The organism is Nitritalea sp. (assembly GCF_054166705.1).
Genome location: NZ_JBSZCV010000004.1, coordinates 242,671 through 259,686, shown reverse-complemented (window position 1 = coordinate 259,686; position 17,016 = coordinate 242,671). Strand labels below are relative to the sequence as shown.

Genomic DNA, 17,016 nt, shown 5'->3' with positions numbered 1-17,016 from the left:
TGCTTGATTATACGATGTAGTGTTTTTGTCTAAAAAATTGGCCTCTTTGCCGAAAAAACTTTGCTTAAAATCCATTGTAACCCTATATTGTGCTAAATATACATATTGAACCATAAATCAAACCTCTAGTATTCATGAAAAGCAATGTAACAACTTTGCACGTCCCCAGTGTGCATGAATTGAATGGCAATGCGCTACGTTTTGTAGCTGAAAATTTGAAGACAGGCTTAAAAATAGAGCACCAGGGAAAATATTATCTAGTAGGTGATTTGGCCTTGTCGGAAGGCTTGGCACCCTATCGTAACATTAATAGTGCTCCGGACGAGTTAGACTACAACTTACTCTTAAAGTCTTCTTTAGTATTAGCTAATCAAAAACTCGGGAACCCGCTTACGGTGACAACGGGCTTTCCTTTTTCTACCTACCAGATTTTTAAGGATCAAGCGAAGGACAAATTGCAGCGCAATCATGAGATAGGTTTTGATGCAGCCACATTTAGTAATAGCGGGTTACGCAAGGTGATCGTCGAAGTGGATGCTTGTTCGATCATGCCAGAGGCGATAGGTTGTGCGACGGGCGTTCGTCGAATGCTAGGCGAAGAGAATAACTTTTTCATGATAAGCTTGGGTTATGGTACCTGTGAGGGGATTTTAAGTATGAAAAATGGGCTAGTCCAGCGCTCCTCTCTTTCTACATTCGGTGTGCGTTATGCGGTACAGCGTTTAGAGGCTGAGTTATCCAAGCAGCATTATTTAGCACTAAAAAACGAGCATCAGATCGAAAATAATTTTAAGGATCGTTTTATTTTCATCAATAGAAAACGTGTGGACCTGACGGCGCTACGTGAGCAGTTGCTGCACGAATATTACGATGAAGTGATTTCTCCTGCCTTGCGCCGTGCCTTTAATGATGAAGATTTCCAAAAATCCTCTAAAATGTACTTAGGCGGTGGTGGAGCACTTTTGCCTGAGCTTGTAGATAAATTTAAGCAGGAGTTTGCGGATATAATCCCTGTGGAAGTAGCTCCTGAGGCTTCTTCTTTAGCCAGTATCGGATATTATTTTAACAGTCTCGACTTGAGTGGCGGGGATGCGAGTAAAGCTGTCGGTATCGATATCGGTAATGCATCTACGGTAGTTACTTTCTCGGGAGTGACACACGGTTTTGAATAAAAAATTGTAGTACCTATGGCAAAAAATATGCAAGCGGCCAATGTTTGTATCCTCAGTGGACAAACATCGATACATGGAGATATCGTCACAGCCTTTGATGTTCACGTAGATGCGATTGTTCATGGTAACATTCAGGCTGGCGGTAAAGTAGTTATTTCATCCAAAGCAGAGGTGTATGGAAACGTGCAAGGAGAAGCGATCTCGGTGGCTGGTAAAATACAGGGAGACGTGCGGGCTGCCACAAGTTTACATTGTTTAGGAACAGCAAACATGGTGGGGCAACTTTACTGTAAACGTTTTCATGTAGAGGAGGGTGCGCTCCTGCATGGTAGTATCCTGATGGACGAGACGCGGATCGGACATGAGGTAAAAACTCGGGTGGAGCCTGCCAAGCCATTACCGAAGGAGAACTCTCTGGTGGAGGTACAGCAAGAAGTGGCTATACGTGCAGAGGCCTTGCCGAAGGCCACGGATACGGCGCCTTCAGATGAAACGAAAGATGCCGAAAAGGCTTCTGTTCGTAATTTCAAACTCAATATGAATTTGTGGTAAAGCGATGCAGGTTAGATAGACTGAATTTAAATTAGTTCGTATGACAACTTTTATTTTCAGCTTACTGTTATTGTGTGTAATATTGTACTACTAAAAGTAAACTGACGATACGCTATGGCAATCATGATAACAGACGAGTGCATCAACTGTGGTGCATGCGAACCGGAGTGTCCAAATACTGCTATTTACGAGGGAGGAATCGAGTGGAACTGGAGTGGAGGAACGCAGTTGAGTGGAGAGGTGAGGCTCTTAAACGGTCAGGAGGTAGATGCTGACCAGGAGCAGGAGCCTATTTCGGATGAATTTTATTACATCGTAACAGATAAGTGTACCGAGTGCACCGGTTTCCATGAGGAACCTCAGTGCGCGGCTGTTTGCCCAGTAGACTGCTGCGTAGACGATCCCGATCATCGCGAGTCGGAAGAGCAGCTCCTGGAGAAGAAGGTCTTTATGCACGGTGAGTAACAGTGCAGCCGCTAGGCTGTCGGAAGTAATTGGGGTGCTGCACTACCAAAGCAGCACAAGGAAAGAAGGGTTCGCCCTTCTTTTTTTATACGCCATATAATATTTTTTACATTTTAAAGAGGTTGGTTGCGCCTGTTTTACTGTTCATTACAAAAAATACGGGGCGACAGTTAATTTTTTTATGGAAAGTGTTTAACTTGCTACCACATTTAGACCAAACTAAAACTACTTTAAATTCTTTAGACTGTGGAAGACAACAGAGGTAACGACAGAGATGAGATTTACTCACAGCGAGTAAAAGCGGGTAAGCGTACGTACTTCTTCGATGTGAAGGCGACAAAATCCAACGATTACTACCTGACCATAACGGAAAGTAAGCGTCGGGTAAAGGATGACAGTTTCGTATATGAAAAGCATAAAATCTTCCTGTATAAAGAGGATTTTGCTAAGTTCGTAGAGGCACTGAACCAGGCGGTAGATCATGTGAAGCACGACCTGATGGCAGATGTAGATTTCTCACAGTTTGAGGTAGAAACCTCAGAATCCCGATTCGATGATGAATTAAAGTGGGAATAAAGGCGTAATTCCTCCTAGCGCTTAGCGGCACTTGTTCGAAACTTTTACTACTTTAGTGTTCGGACAAGTGCTATTTTTGTTCTATCCCATGAAGAAATTTATCCTGTACCTTCTCCTGATCATCGGCTGCCTTATGGCCTTAGGCTGGTACTTCTCTACGATCAGTTTTTACTTCATTCTCTCCCTAGTCATCGCGGCAGTGCTCAGGCCAGTAACCAATAGAGTGAATGCCGTCCATATCTTAGGGCAGCATATCCCTCGCTGGTTAGCCATCTTGTTTTCTTTTGGCGTTATCGTAGGGCTCTTGTTTGGGATCGTGCTTCTATTCGTACCCTTAATTTCTATTCAGATCGAACGTCTGGGGAGTTTTGATCTGGATGTGCTCTACGAGCAAATTCAAAATCCAGTAGGAAGAGTGGAGGACTTCCTGATCACCTATAATTTGGTCAATGCTGAGCCCGGCTTTTTAATCATTCAGGTGCGTGAAACCCTCATCGGAAGCGTAGGTAAAATCAATGTGCAGGGACTCATCAATACCGTCTTTAGCACCACCAGCTCCTTTTTTATCGCTGTCATCTCCGTAGCATTTATTACCTTCTTTCTTTTATTGGAAAATGGACTCTTGCGCAGAAATATTTTAAATCTGGTACCGAATGCGTATTTCGAATTATCCGTAGCGACCTTTAACAAGGTAGAGCGCTTGCTGTCCAACTACCTGATCGGCCTACTCTTTCAGATCACCTCGATTTTTACGATTGCCGGACTAGGGCTTACCTTCGTCGGCGTAGAGTATGGGTTGACTATCGCCTTTTTCGCGGCTGTGGCCAACCTAATCCCCTATGCGGGCCCTGTCTTGGGGGCCACTTTCGGACTGCTGGTCGGCGTCAGCACCATGAACTTTGCGGAATCGGGAGAGTTCGTGCTGTATATTGCCCGAATTTTAATCGTCTTCGGTCTGGTACAGCTCATCGATAATGTCCTGCTACAGCCATTAATTTTCTCAAAATCAGTAAAAGCGCACCCCCTTGAAATTTTTGTTATTATCTTTGTGGGCGCAAAAGTGGCAGGCATTCTGGGGATGATTTTTGCTATCCCCGTTTATACCATTTTTCGCGTATCGATTATCGAATTCTATAAGGGCTATCGCGCTTACAGGATATTTAAGTTGTCATCATAAGAAAAACATACAATGGGATTACAGTGTGGTATCGTGGGACTTCCGAATGTAGGGAAGTCCACCTTGTTTAATGCCTTATCGAACACCAAAGCGGAAGCGGCGAACTTTCCATTTTGCACCATAGAGCCCAATAAAGGGATCGTTACTGTGCCCGACAGCCGTTTGGAAGTATTAGAGCAGCTCGTCAAGCCGCAGCGTGTCCTCCCGACCATCATCGAATTCGTAGACATCGCCGGCTTGGTAAAGGGAGCCTCTAAAGGGGAGGGCTTAGGAAATAAATTCCTGGCGAATATTCGAGAAGTAGATGCCGTGATCCATGTTATCCGCTGCTTTCAAGACGATAATATCGTCCACGTAGCCGGAGGGGTAGATCCTATTTTCGATAAAGAAGTCATCGATACCGAACTGCAGCTAAAAGATCTGGAGTCTGTGGAAAAGAAAATAGCCCGTATCGAGAAAGTAGCCAAGTCAGGAGATGCCAAAGCCAAGAAAGACCTCGAAACCTTATTGCTTTTCAAACAAGAGCTTACTGCAGGCAAAAATGCGCGGGCGGTCGAAGTAGAAAAAGAAGACCTCGAAGCAGTGCGCGACCTGCATCTGCTGACCATCAAGCCGGTGCTTTATGTCGCTAACGTAGATGAAGGAAGTGTGACCACCGGAAACGCCTTCGTAGAGGCCCTCAGAGAAAAAGTGAGCGAAGAAGGAGCAGAGGTCATCGTCCTATGTGCCGCGCTGGAAGCGCAAATTGCAGAGTTCGAAGATGCGGAAGAAAAGGCCCTTTTTCTCGGAGAGTATGGACTCGAAGAGAGTGGACTGAATAAGTTGATCGCTGCCTCCTACTCCTTGCTGAACCTGATCACCTACTTTACCGCAGGACCCCAAGAAGTACGCGCTTGGACCATCCGACGTGGCTGGAAGGCCCCACAGGCAGCAGGAGTGATCCATACCGATTTCGAAAGAGGTTTCATTAAGGCAGAAGTGATCAAACTACCCGATTATGAGCAGTTCAAAACAGAAGCCGCCTGTCGTGAAAATGGGAAAATAGCCATCGAAGGCAAAGAATATATAGTTAAAGATGGGGATATCATGCATTTTAGGTTTAATGTGTAAATAAGTTGGGAATATTTTCGTACTTTTGTTTTGTCGCTTAACAAACAATTAAAGAATTATTTCCGTTAACTTATTGTTTAATATTTATTTTTAATACCCGTGAGAATAAGACTTGTATTTTCTTTAAAGAACAAAGGCGCTTATTTACCCTTTCACCACCAGTACATCCTGGCGCAATTCTTAAAGGGCCTCATCGTCAAAGGAGGCCGTGAAGAGTTTTTTAACTACAACTACTTCAACTTTTCTGGACTAAAAGGTCAGACTAAAGTCAGTAGAAGTGGTTTGCACTACTATTCCAGTCTCGTAACCCTCGTTCTATCATCACCCAATGAGGAGTTTATGGATTACCTACTGGAGCAGGTATTTGCTACGCCCAAAATAGAATTAGGAAACCTAATTCTGTCGCCAGAGTACACGGAGCAAGAGGTAATGCCGACGCTCGAGACCGCGAACAAGTTCGTGTGTATCTCCCCGCTTGTCCTCATCACCCCAGCGTTTAACGACGACTCGGGCAAGCGTTTTATTAACCCGGATACCGATGAGTTTTCCGACCTTCTGTACGAGTCCACCCTACTGCGTATGGAAAAGTCGGGCTGGTATACCCCCGAACAGATGGAGTCTTTCTATAAGTTTCAGGTGGTGCCCGATATGAGCTACATCAACAAGCTCCGTGAGCAGCAGAAGAAATTTGCCCGTATTTATTCTGTTTTCGATATGGATGTGAAGTATGAAGTACGTGGATACACACTTCCTTTTACACTCTATGCCGCCGCAGAAGTGCAGGATTTCGTATTCCAATGCGGCTTAGGAGCCTTTACACATAAAGGTTTCGGCATGCTGGACCTCGCAAATCATGCACCTAATCAGCGTGCAGAACCCTATAAGTTTAAGCGTGAAGGCTTCGTTCCCTATCGCCCACAGGAACGTACCTTCAAGCCACGTGTAGACGAGGAAAAAGACAGTCCCAGAGAGGACGCAGCTAACGACTCGAATGCGTAAGCACCGTGTTTTCTCTAAATGAATGTAAAAAACGCAGTACCTGCTCTAGGTGCTGCTTTTTTTTATCCCTACTTCTGCTTTACCCCAGCGATATCCTGTTAAGCCTGGGAGTTCAACTATTGGCGGGTATTGGGGGCATTAGGGCATCCATGCCCGATCAAAAGCCTCGAACGGCCTATAGCAGGTGGCCGTTCGAGGTGTAAGCAGACGCAATAACCAGCTCTTTATCTATCAAAATAAAAGAGACTTTACACGTAATGTATAAAGTCTCTCGGTGAAGGGTGACCATTAGGCCTGCGTAAACACCTTAAATGGCTTTTGGATTCGAGTTTAAGGTCCTGCCACGCTGTATTCTAGACTCTGCCTCATCTAAAATACGTGGACTGTTCTTAGCGATGTGCTTGACCTTTTTCAAGGTATAACTCTCTAATCGGATACCTAATAAAATGGCAAGGGTAATTAAAATCGGAAACATCACGTGCTCACTTAATTTAGCGCCTATAAGGGCTAAGGCGATAAAGGCTACCTTTATGAAACCCAGCATAAAGGCGACACGGTCATGCGTCAAGCCACTACGCATCAGAAAATGGTGGACATGGCTTTTGTCCGCATGGAAGGGAGACTTCCCACGCTTAATGCGGCGATAAAATACACGTAAGGTGTCGTAGACCGGAACAATTAAAAACGCAAAGGATGCAGCAAAAGGAGAGTGGAACTTATAAAAGTCCGTGGGAGAGAGCATGCTGTTTTTCTCCACGAAGACCAGGACTATAACAGCCAATATGAATCCGAGAGACAGGGAGCCCGTATCCCCCATGAAAATTTTGGCAGGATGCCAGTTGTAGAGTAGAAAACCAAGGATCGCGCCAAGGGTGATCACACAGAACAAGGCGTAATTCAACTCGCCAATACGGTAGAACCAAACAGCAAAAAAGGTAAAGGTGATCAATGCCAAAGTACCTGCCAGGCCATCCAAACCATCGATGAGATTAAATGAATTCGTTAGGCTTATCAATAGGAAAATTGTAAGCGGATAAGCGATTACTTTGGGCAACTCATATAGTCCTAAAAACCCTTGGAAATTACTCAAGTACAGGTCGCCCGGACCTATGAGTAAAATAATGGCAAACAACTGCCCCAACAGTTTCATGCGCGGACTTAAATCGAACAAATCATCCGAAAACCCGATGATCGCCACTATAATAATGGCCAAGAAAATAAAATTAAGTTGCTGAAGCCCTGCTACTCCTAACCAAAAGAAACTGGCAATTAAAAGGCTCAACACAATCCCGATTCCCCCCATAGAAGGTATCTTCCCTTGATGGATCTTTCTTCCACCGGGGGTATCGGTGATGTCCCGAGACTTTAAAATGTACATCACCACAGGTACAAGCAGGATACAAAGCACGAAGCTCGACAAAAAGGATAAAATTAGATTCATAAAAACTTATTTAATAAGAAAAAAAGAAAGCACATCTAAAACAAAGGTCGAAACCGGTAATCCTATCCCAGCTAAAAATACGGATATACAAATCGATACCGTTTTCAAACACTTAAAATTACGCATTATTGCTATCATATCCTAATAAGAAAGGAGATTTAATCAAGAGGGAGATGAGATAACGCTTTTTTACGTTACCTGTACGCCATCTGGGTTAAATTCGTTGCAAAATTAAGTATAAATAATTGATAAACACTTCACTTATATAAAATACGTTAAAAATTGTTGATCGGATTAAGTGTGGGGTAACTGCCATTTTTTGCTGTTTTTTCCCTATTTTTGAGCTATGCTTACCATCCATAATCTGGCTTATTACCTCGGCGGGCGCGCACTCTATCGGAACGCCTCCCTGCATATCAAACCGAAAGACAAAATTGGCCTCATCGGCCAAAACGGTACCGGTAAATCCACCCTGCTCAAACTCATCGTGGGAGACTACCAGCCCACAGAAGGAGAAATCCAAAAAGCAAAAGACACGAGCATCGGCTTCCTAAACCAAGACCTGCTTTCCTACCTCTCCGAGGATAGCATCCTCGACGTGGCCCTAGAAGCCTTTAAGGAAACGCTCGACCTGCAAGAGGAAATCGACCGCATCCTGAAACAACTGGAAACCGATTACTCCGAAGAAACCCTAAATAAACTCGCCTCCCTCCAAGAGCGCTTCGAAAGCCAAGATGGCTATGCCCTGAAAGCCAAAGCTGCTGCTGTCCTGGAAGGTATCGGCTTCCGCACAGAAGAGCTCTCCCGCCCACTGAAAACCTTCTCCGGAGGCTGGCGCATGCGCGTCATGCTGGCCAAACTACTCCTGGAAAAGCCCGCTCTGCTCATGCTCGATGAGCCTACAAACCACCTCGACCTGCCCTCCATCCAGTGGGTAGAAAACTACCTGAAAACCTACGAAGGAGCCGTTATCGTCGTCTCCCATGATCGTGAGTTTCTAGACAACTGTGTCTCCTCCATCGTCGAAGTAAGCGGAGGTACGCTGACGCCCTATGCTGGCAATTATTCCTTCTACCAAAAGGAAAAGAAGGAGCGCATGGAAATCCAGCAAAATGCCTACGAAAACCAGCAGCAGATGATCAAGCAGACGGAACGCTTTATCGAACGCTTCCGTGCTAAGGCCACCAAAGCCAATCAGGTGCAGTCCCGCGTGAAGGCTCTCGAGCGACTCGACCGCGTAGATGAGGTAGTAGACGATACCGTGGAAGTCAACTTTAAATTCCGCTTTTCCATAAAGTCCGGTCGCGATGTGCTGGAAATGGAAAATGTGAGTAAAAGCTATGGGGAAAATATCCACATCCTGAAAAATAGCTTCGGAAGAATCGAAAGGGGAGATAAAATCGCCCTCATCGGTGCGAATGGTAAAGGAAAATCGACTCTCCTCCGTATCATCGACGGCTCAGAGCCCATCCAAACAGGCACTCGAAAGTCCGGACATAATGTAATTAAATCGTTTTTTGCGCAGCATCAACTGGAAGCACTGAACGTAGAAAATGAAATCTTGCAGGAACTGGCACAAGCAGGCAGCGATAAAACGGAAATGGAGCTGCGAAATGTGCTCGGTTGCTTCCTTTTCCGTGATGAAGATGTCTTTAAAAAGATTAAAGTGCTCTCCGGAGGAGAAAAATCCCGTGTGGCGCTAGCCAAAACACTGATCTCGGAGGCCAACTTCCTGCTCCTAGATGAGCCAACAAACCACCTGGATATGCAGTCCGTAAATATCCTCATCCAAGCCCTTCAGCAGTATGAAGGTACTTTCGTGACGGTCTCCCACGACAGACAGTTTATTCGCGGGGTAGCGAATAAAATCTGGTATATCGAAGACCTGGAACTAAAAGAATATCCGGGCACCTACGCGGAATTTGAGGCCTTCCAGGCCAAAGTACAGGCAGAGAAAGCAGCCGAGGTGGCTTGGAAAAACCAAGAAGCGGCCCAACAAAAAGTAGAAGTTCCAGCGCCTAAAAAAATGCGCAACGAAAAACAAAGCCCGGAACAGGCAGCCGCCAAAAAGATGCTGAAACAAAAGCAGCGCCAGCTGGAGGAAGTTGAAAAAGCGCTCATGCAGGCAGAAAAACGCTGCCAAGAACAGGAGGCTCTGCTCGCAGATCCCGCACTCTATGCCGATCCGGAACGCATGCAGCAGGAACAGACGCGCTATGCGCAATACCAAGAAGACCTTAACGTAAAAACGATACAATGGGAACAGCTAGTAGAAGAAGTCGATCAACTCACCACGGAAGCAGAGGCCTAGGTTGGAGCTTGCACTCCTGTTCATTCCTGCTCCTAATAAGCAGCTTCCTCTTCCTACTCGGAGGCCAGCCTCTACAGGCACAAGTGCTCCAAAATCAAGTGATGGAAGAAAATATCGTCTCCGTGCGTCTGTTTCCACGGAGTGCAGAGTTCGCAGCCCAAATGCGACCTGCCGTGATCCCTTTGCGCGGAAGCGCACCCCTGAGGCTTTCCTTCGATGACCTGGCCTACGACCCAGACATGTACAGTGCCAAATTAATCCACTGTAACGCCGACTGGACGCCCTCCGACCTACGCGATAATGATTTTTTAGACCAGTTTAATGAGTTTAACCTCACGGATTATCAATACGCCATCGATACGCGAGTGCCGTATGTGCATTATAATTTTGATATCCCGCCCGTGACCAAATCCGGAAACTACATCATCCGTGTGTATCGCGGTAGAGATGAACGTCAAACGATCCTTACCCAGCGCTTTATGGTCTTCGACGACCAAGTAAAAGCAGGTGTGGAAATCGTACCCCCCTCCCAAACCGCCCAGCGCCGCATGATGCAGCAGCTGAACATCATGCTTAACTATGGCGCGCGTGAGGTGTTTGACCCTAGAAATGCGATTCAAGTGGTGGTGCGCCAAAACCAGCGCTGGGATAATGCCATCTATGGCCTTACGCCCACCATGATTCGAGAAAATCAGCAGACCATGGAGTTCCGCAATTTTGACGGATCGAATGCCTTCCTAGCTGGAAATGAATTTCGCTTTGCCGACCTGCGCTTTGTCCGAACCCGAGGCGCTAACATCGCACGCGTGGCCATGGAAGAGGATATCGTCTATGCCGAAACGGTGCACGAACCTGTCCGCCGAGGTCAGGCCTACTCCCAATACCTGGATATGAATGGCCAATACGGCATTTTTACCGCAGACCGTCAAAATTTCGACCTGGAAAGTGAGTATATGTTGGTGACCTTCAACCTGAAAAATGAAGGGGTTCGCGATACCCCCTATGTGGTGGGGGCGCTGACAGCCTGGGGAACCATCGACGATGCGAAAATGACACTGAACAAAGAGACCAACACTTGGCAAACGACCCTGCTACTGAAACAGGGTTGGTACGATTATCAGTTTGCGTATAAGACAGCTCAGGGCTTCGTCATGTCAGAGCTGGAAGGCGACCATTTCGAGACGGAAAATGAGTACGAGCTCTTCATCTATTACCGCGACATGGGCTCCCGCTATGATGAACTCATCGGCTACACCCATGTAAATCCGAACAGAAGGCGCCTGTAGTAGTATAAATTCGTTTTTTATCCTCCTCTGGGCTTTAGGGGTAAAGCAATAGCCCTTTGCCATCCCCCGCTGTACCAGGCCTGCACGGTAAACAGCTTCCTATCCTTCATTTTACTGGGACTGCATGGGGCCATATCTAAATTAGCCGTCATTTTAAAACTAAAAAGCAGCTCGAATTTGATCCGAGCTGCTTTTGCGTGTAAGGCGCAGGGCCAAAGGGGCTACCTATTTCGATTATTCCGATGCCGTAGGCGTAGCCTCTAACCACTTTGGCTTCGTGGTCACCACATGTGCTTGCAGCTGGTTGAGTAGGTTGTAAATCCCAAAATACGTTCTGTTGATGTACAATCCATGCCGGCTGCCACGCGCTTGTCGCGATTTTTTAAACATCTTATCATTTGAAATTTTGTCGCCCAGCTGGAAAATCTCCTCGAAATAGGCGTCGTTCGCGAAATCAAAGCTGTCCACATGGAAAGGCTTGCCGAGCAGGCGAATCATCTCCTTAAAGACTCCCTTGAAATAGGCTTTCTCTGTCGGCGTATCTTTATCGGAGATAAATTCCAGGCCATAGAAAATTTCGTCCAACTCCTCCTCACGCATAAGCAAGTCCTTCTTGATCAAAGAGAAATACCCCTTGTAAAAGTCCTCGGGAATGACCTTGACACAACCGAAATCGATGATGGCTAGCTTGCCATCGTGCTGCACGATGAAGTTGCCCGGATGCGGATCCGCATGCACCTGAAGCAGGTTATGCACCTGATGGTGATAGAAGTCCCAAAGCGCCTGGCCGATTTTATTTTTCTCCTCCTGACTAGGGTTCGTTTCCAGCCACTCTTTAATATGCTGCCCGTCGATCCAGTCCATGGTGATGATGCGCTCACTGCTGAGCTCCTTATAATAGCCAGGAAAAGCCACGTTCGGGATGTCACCGCAGGCCGCAGAAATTTCCAGAGAGCGCTCCACTTCCAGCTTATAATCCGTCTCTTCGAGTAGCTTTTCCTCCACCTCTTCCATGTAGTGGTCCAGCTCCTTTTCATTCATGTTTAGCAGACGTAAGGCGAAGGGGCGTACCAGTTTCAGGTCAGAGGATACCGAATCAGCCACCCCCGGGTATTGAATTTTTACCGCCAGCTTCTTGCCCTCCTTGGTCGCCTGATGCACCTGGCCGATGGAAGCTGCATTTACCGCCGACTTGGTAAAGGTGTCGTACATGGTCTCCGGCGTTTTGCCGAAGTATTTTTGGAAGGTCTTGACGACCAAAGGGTACGATAGGGGAGGGGCACTGTACTGCGCCATCGTAAACTTGTCCTGATAAGCCCTCGGTAACAAGTTTTTATCCATGGACATCATCTGCGCCACTTTCAGGGCCGAACCCTTCAGCTCACTGAGTGAAGCATAAATGTCGGTGGCATTGCTGCTGTGCAGCTCCTCCTTAGATAAAGAGGGATTGACCACCTTTTTCGCATAGTGCTTCACGTAGTTTCCGCCCACCTTCGCACCCGTTCGAATAAACTTGGCAGCACGCTGCACCTTCGAAACCGGAATGCTTTCCTGTTCTTGCACCTTATTACTCATGGCGTTTATTTAGATTGATACATAAATTTCACAAAATCAATGAACGTGTCCACCGCACTTTTTCCCATCAGGTCAAAAGCCAAGTTGACAGACTTTTCGATCGCAGCGTCCGTCTTCTCGAAGCCCGGACTCGTGTCCTTGATCCAAAATCGGAATACGAACCATAACTGAAACCACATGGCATCTGCATAGCGATCCGAAATCACCGGGCGACTTGCGATCTCCTCCGTTTCCTTTCCTTCTAGAATCAACTCGTTAGCGAAGTCTCTGAATTTATCTTTAAACACTTTCACCTCCTCCGGAAACTGCTGCTTTAAGGCCTTCGGGTCATGTCCGTATAAACTTAATAAGTAGGAGCGATTTTTTTTCCACTCCTCGATAATGGTAAATAAAAAGCCTAAAAGCTTCTCGCGCGCACTATAAGTCGCATACACCTCTTGAGTTTCTAACTGCTGAAGGGTGGCATCGAAAAGGGAAACCCAAACAGCCGACTTAATCGCTGCAAAGGAAGTAAAATAGGTATAGATGTCCGCTTCCTGCATGCCCAAGCTCTTGGCAAACTTAAACATAGAGGCAGGTTCCTTTCCTTCTTCTAAAACATGGTGTACAAAACCATTTAGTATGGCCGTTCTTGGGTCCACAGTGGACGGCTGCTGTGCTGTCGTATTCTCCATAATTCATTAACTTACTATGCATTTAACAGCCAAAGCACCGCTTAAGTTTAGGATTTCATAGCGAAATAGCGCTAGAACTGCTTTTTCTTTCTCCATGCATGCTCCCCTGCCGATGCCTCCTCCCTAGTTTTTCCTTTGGCGCGCTCCGCGCAAAGTCTCCGACAGAAAAAAAGCGCCTCAGTATACTCCGAAACGCTTTTTTTTGGCTGAAAGCCACGTTGTCCCATTTATTTGGGGAATAAATACTTTAGGGCTTGACCTCCTGCAGGACAAAGTTGTGATTCGTGTAAATACAAATATCCGCCGCTACTGTCAGCGATTCGCGCACCATCTCTTCAGCACTCAGCTGGGGAGCAAACTTCATCAGCGCCCTTGCGGCAGCCTGTGCATACATGCTCCCAGAGCCGATCGTCGCGATGCCCATATCCGGCTCGATCACATCTCCTGTGCCGGAAATGATGAGCACATCCTCCGCATCTGCCACGATCATCATTGCCTCCAAGCGGCTCAGCATCCGATCCATGCGCCATTCTTTGGCCAGCTCCACTGCCGCCCGCTTCATCTGCTGGTTGTGTTCAGCTAACTTGGCCTCAAACTTCTCCAGCAGCGTAAAGGCATCGGCTGTAGAGCCTGCAAAACCCGTAACTACCTTCCCCCCTAGGAGCGTACGCACCTTATTCACACTACTCTTGGCGACAGTATTGCCCATCGTCGCTTGCCCATCGGCTCCGACCACCACACGCCCCGCATGCTTGATCGCTACGACTGTCGTCGCTTTTATCGTTACCATATTCGTCTATTTTCTGTAAAAGTAGAAGAAGTCCTACACCCTGCAGGACTTCTTCAAAGAAAGCATACAATTAAACCAAAATTCTAACCGGATCCTCCAGTAATTGTTTGAAAGTCTGTAAGAACGCAGAGCCCACAGCGCCATCCACCACACGGTGGTCGCAGGATAAGGTGACCTTCATGATGTTTCCGATCTGCATCTGTCCATCTTTAACGATAACCGTCTCCTTAATGCCGCCCACAGCCATGATACAGGCATCCGGCGGATTAATGATCGCCGTAAACTCTTCGATGCCGAACATGCCGAGATTCGAAATGGTGAAGGTATTGCCTTCCCAGTCTTTCGGCTGTAACTCCTTGTTTTTGGCCTTCGCCCCTAAGCTTTTCGCCTCTTCAGAAATCTGAGACAGCGATTTGGCATCCGCAAAACGGATCACAGGAACCAAAAGACCCTCTTCCACAGCTACGGCCATACCGATATGGATGTGGTCGTTATAGCGAATTTTATCGCCTAACCAGGAGGAATTTACCTTCGGATGCTTGCGCAAAGCTGCCGCAGCGGCCTTGATGACCATATCGTTAAAGGAAAGCTTCACCGGAGAAATCTCGTTCATGCTCTTGCGTGCCGCGATCGCCTTGTCCATGTTGATTTCCATGGTCAAGTAGAAATGAGGAGCGGTGAACTTACTCTCTGCCAGACGCTTGGCAATGGTTTTACGCATCTGCGACACCTTCTCTTCGGAATAAGACTCCTTCCCGATAGCCGGTGTAGTGGCAGCTCCGGTACTGCTCGCTGCGGCCTCAGGGGCTGCTGGAGCTGCTTTTGGCGTGAAGTTTTCCACGTCCCGCTTGATGATACGTCCGCCTTCGCCGGAACCTTTCACCTCACGAATGTTGATACCCTTCTCCTCTGCCAAACGTTTCGCTAGAGGGGAAGCCTTCAAGCGACCGTTTTGAGCACTGTTGTCGGAGGAACTATCCGCTTGACTTGCTTTGGGTGCTTCCTTCGGCGCTTCTTCTTGCTTAGGGCTTTCTGCAGCTGCACCCTCTTTCGTAGGAGCGGAAGCGCTAGCCTCTTTCTTCGGTGTATTTTTTTTGCCTTGGGCGCGCAGTAGCTTTTCGAAATCTGCTCCTTTTTCTCCGATGACAGCGATCACGCCATCGATGGGAACAGCCTCGCCGGCTTCCACACCGATATGCAGCAGCACTCCATCTTCGTACGATTCCAGCTCCATCGTCGCTTTATCGGTTTCTACTTCCGCGAGGATATCACCAGACTTGACCTCATCGCCCACTTGTTTCAACCACGAAGCGATCGTGCCTTCTTCCATCGTATCTGACATCTTCGGCATGGTGATAACAGTGGCTGCGATGTCAGCAGTATCTACCTCTTCCGCATCGGGATCGCTTTCCGACTCCGTATCCTCATCCTTATCCTTCGCCTCAGTAGCAGAAGCCTCTTTTTGATGCTCTTTTTCTTTCTCCTGGCTTGACTCACCGTCGCCACCATTCTCCAAGTCCTGAAGTAGATCCGCTATATCTTCGCCCTTTTCACCGATAATGGCGATGACCCCATTCACGGGAACAGCGTTTTTCTCCTCTACACCGATATGCAGCAGGATGCCCTCATCGTAGGACTCCAGCTCCATCGTCGCTTTATCTGTTTCTACCTCCGCGAGAATATCTCCCGGCTTTACTTCATCACCAACTTTCTTAAGCCAAGCCGCGATAACACCCTCTTCCATGGTGTCCGACATCTTCGGCATGCGTATGATTTCTGCCATATCTTTATGAGTTCTTTTCTAAAGAAGTATTCAAAAATAGTTGTTTGCTTACTCTAATCAAATTTAAACGCCGTAAATTCGCCTACGTTACAGTACCTGAAGCCTATCTCCCTCCTTCATGCCCACTTTCTCTCCTTCAGCTTCTACCTACCAAGCACCCAGCTGGCTCTTTAATGGTCACCTGCAGACGATCTATCCTGCACTCTTCCGTAAACCCCATCCCTTACCCTTTGTTCGGGAGCGAATTTTTACGCCAGATGCGGATTTTTTAGATCTCGACCGCTTGCGTCACAAAAATAGCAAAAAAATTCTCATTCTTAGCCATGGTTTAGAAGGAAATAGTAAAAGACCCTACATGACAGGAATGGCAAAATCCTTCTTTTTTAAAGGTTTCGATGTGCTTTCCTGGAATTATCGCGGCTGCTCCGGGGAGCCCAACCTCCTGCCGCGCTTTTACCACTCCGGAGCTACGGAAGACTTAAACCAAGTGGTAAAATTCGCTAGTAGCGAATATGAGGAAATTTACCTCGTGGGGTTTAGCCTAGGAGGAAACCTTACGCTAAAATATGTCGGTGAATTGGGAACTGCCTACGGCAAAATCAAAGGCGTGGCAGCCCTCTCCGTGCCCATTCATCTGGCGGATGCCTCCCGAAGGCTCGCTGAAAAGGATAATATCTTGTATACCAGGCGGTTTTTAAAAACCCTTAAGGAAAAGGTCGTTCTAAAAGCACAGCGCTTCCCAGAGATACTTCCTAAAGGAGGGGTGGCGAACATCCGCAGCCTGGCTGAGTTTGACGACCGGATCACCGCCCCCCTACATGGCTTCTCAGGCGCCGCCGACTACTACCGGCAATGCGCCGCACTGCAGTTCATGCCTGACATCCGGGTGCCTACCCTTCTGTTAAATGCCCAAAACGACCCTTTCCTCAGCCCCAGCTGCTTTCCCTTTGCCCTAGGCAAAAAATCCGATTACCTCCATTTCGAGTTTCCCGAAAAAGGGGGCCATGTAGGCTTTACCCCGAAAGATCGTGCAGAAACTTACTGGTCGGAGCGAAGAGTAGTTGAATTTATGGAAGGCATTGCGTAAATTTTGGGATTCAAAAAA

General features: G+C 47.2%; 15 protein-coding genes. 10 read left to right on the top strand and 5 right to left on the bottom strand.

From position 1 onward, the window contains the following. Positions 1–134: 134 nt before the first annotated feature. The 7 genes from ACXIT9_RS02060 to cas6 all read left to right on the top strand — a co-directional run bounded on the left by ACXIT9_RS02060 (position 135) and on the right by cas6 (position 6,051). Positions 135–1,172, top strand: coding sequence for a ParM/StbA family protein (locus ACXIT9_RS02060; RefSeq protein ID WP_458054581.1), 1,038 nt, complete (start codon positions 135–137; stop codon positions 1,170–1,172). 15 nt (positions 1,173–1,187) lie between these two features. Then, positions 1,188–1,724 carry a bactofilin family protein gene (locus ACXIT9_RS02055; protein ID WP_458054580.1) on the top strand — a complete coding sequence of 179 codons (537 nt, stop codon included), beginning with the start codon at positions 1,188–1,190 and terminating at the stop codon, positions 1,722–1,724. 114 nt (positions 1,725–1,838) lie between these two features. Beyond that, positions 1,839–2,189 (top strand): 4Fe-4S binding protein, encoded by a 351-nt coding sequence (locus ACXIT9_RS02050; protein ID WP_458054579.1) that lies wholly within the window; start codon positions 1,839–1,841, stop codon positions 2,187–2,189. 246 nt (positions 2,190–2,435) lie between these two features. Continuing rightward, complete coding sequence (locus tag ACXIT9_RS02045) at positions 2,436–2,765, top strand: DUF3276 family protein (protein WP_458054578.1); 330 nt, start codon at positions 2,436–2,438, stop codon at positions 2,763–2,765. 88 nt (positions 2,766–2,853) lie between these two features. Beyond that, positions 2,854–3,942: an AI-2E family transporter gene (locus ACXIT9_RS02040; RefSeq protein ID WP_458054577.1), complete on the top strand. Its 1,089-nt coding sequence runs from the start codon at positions 2,854–2,856 to the stop codon at positions 3,940–3,942. Between the two features lie 12 nt (positions 3,943–3,954). Beyond that, a complete protein-coding gene (ychF, locus tag ACXIT9_RS02035) occupies positions 3,955–5,052 on the top strand; it encodes a redox-regulated ATPase YchF (RefSeq protein WP_458054576.1) in 1,098 nt (365 codons plus the stop codon). A gap of 99 nt (positions 5,053–5,151) precedes the next feature. Next, entirely contained in the window at positions 5,152–6,051 is a 900-nt protein-coding gene (cas6, locus tag ACXIT9_RS02030) for a CRISPR-associated endoribonuclease Cas6 (protein ID WP_458054575.1), read from the top strand. A gap of 307 nt (positions 6,052–6,358) precedes the next feature. Here the strand turns inward: cas6 and ACXIT9_RS02025 are convergent, their stop codons facing one another. After that, the gene (locus tag ACXIT9_RS02025) at positions 6,359–7,492 is read right to left on the bottom strand and encodes an MraY family glycosyltransferase (RefSeq protein WP_458054574.1); all 1,134 of its coding nucleotides are present in this window, start codon (positions 7,490–7,492) and stop codon (positions 6,359–6,361) included. 346 nt (positions 7,493–7,838) lie between these two features. Between ACXIT9_RS02025 and ACXIT9_RS02020 the strand changes: the two genes are divergently transcribed. Both ACXIT9_RS02020 and ACXIT9_RS02015 read left to right on the top strand, forming a co-directional pair. Continuing rightward, entirely contained in the window at positions 7,839–9,803 is a 1,965-nt protein-coding gene (locus ACXIT9_RS02020) for an ATP-binding cassette domain-containing protein (protein WP_458054573.1), read from the top strand. A gap of 26 nt (positions 9,804–9,829) precedes the next feature. Further along, positions 9,830–11,089 (top strand): type IX secretion system plug protein, encoded by a 1,260-nt coding sequence (locus tag ACXIT9_RS02015; protein WP_458054595.1) that lies wholly within the window; start codon positions 9,830–9,832, stop codon positions 11,087–11,089. A gap of 234 nt (positions 11,090–11,323) precedes the next feature. On the opposite strand, the gene ACXIT9_RS02010 is transcribed toward ACXIT9_RS02015, so the two are convergent. From ACXIT9_RS02010 to ACXIT9_RS01995, 4 genes are all read right to left on the bottom strand, one after another. Further along, entirely contained in the window at positions 11,324–12,664 is a 1,341-nt protein-coding gene (locus ACXIT9_RS02010) for an ABC1 kinase family protein (RefSeq protein ID WP_458054572.1), read from the bottom strand. A gap of 5 nt (positions 12,665–12,669) precedes the next feature. Further along, positions 12,670–13,338, bottom strand: coding sequence for a TetR family transcriptional regulator C-terminal domain-containing protein (locus ACXIT9_RS02005; RefSeq protein WP_458054571.1), 669 nt, complete (start codon positions 13,336–13,338; stop codon positions 12,670–12,672). A gap of 247 nt (positions 13,339–13,585) precedes the next feature. After that, positions 13,586–14,128, bottom strand: coding sequence for an ATP-dependent protease subunit HslV (gene hslV, locus ACXIT9_RS02000; protein ID WP_458054570.1), 543 nt, complete (start codon positions 14,126–14,128; stop codon positions 13,586–13,588). Positions 14,129–14,198: 70 nt separating this feature from the next. Further along, a complete protein-coding gene (locus tag ACXIT9_RS01995) occupies positions 14,199–15,911 on the bottom strand; it encodes a pyruvate dehydrogenase complex dihydrolipoamide acetyltransferase (RefSeq protein ID WP_458054569.1) in 1,713 nt (570 codons plus the stop codon). Positions 15,912–16,029: 118 nt separating this feature from the next. Here ACXIT9_RS01995 and ACXIT9_RS01990 point away from each other — a divergent pair, with 118 nt between their 5' ends. Then, positions 16,030–16,998 (top strand): YheT family hydrolase, encoded by a 969-nt coding sequence (locus ACXIT9_RS01990; protein WP_458054568.1) that lies wholly within the window; start codon positions 16,030–16,032, stop codon positions 16,996–16,998. Positions 16,999–17,016 lie beyond the last annotated feature (18 nt).